1 protein-coding gene is annotated in these 344 nt (G+C 53.5%); it reads right to left on the bottom strand.

What is annotated here, in order from left to right; translation table 11 throughout:
- The coding region (locus AAHB12_RS32060; protein WP_446715645.1) for a carboxypeptidase-like regulatory domain-containing protein at positions 1-269 on the bottom strand (269 nt) is incomplete at its 3' end.
- Positions 270-344 lie beyond the last annotated feature (75 nt).

Raw genomic sequence — 344 nt, forward strand, 5'->3', positions numbered from 1 at the left:
TCTGTCACCTGTCCTTGGATGGTGGCTGGGTTGGCTAAAAGCTCCGCATTCAGCACACGCTCTTCTCCCGGACCCAATACGATACGGAAAATGGATGAGGCATAATTATCGGTGGACATGACCACACGGTATTCGCCTTCGGCCAGCCCATTGATGACATACAGACCGTTCGGGTCTGTTAAGGTGGATTTCACCGACACATTCGTTCCGGCGATAAACACTTGGACGAGAGCGCCTGGAAGCGGAGCACCTGTTTGCGCATCCGTCACGCTTCCTGTCAGGGAAGCTGGGTTTGGTTCCAGTGCGAAATCGACTGTTTCCGTCTCAGCTGGTGTTACGGTAAT

The sequence above is a fragment of the Bacillus sp. OTU530 genome, from assembly GCF_038440375.1.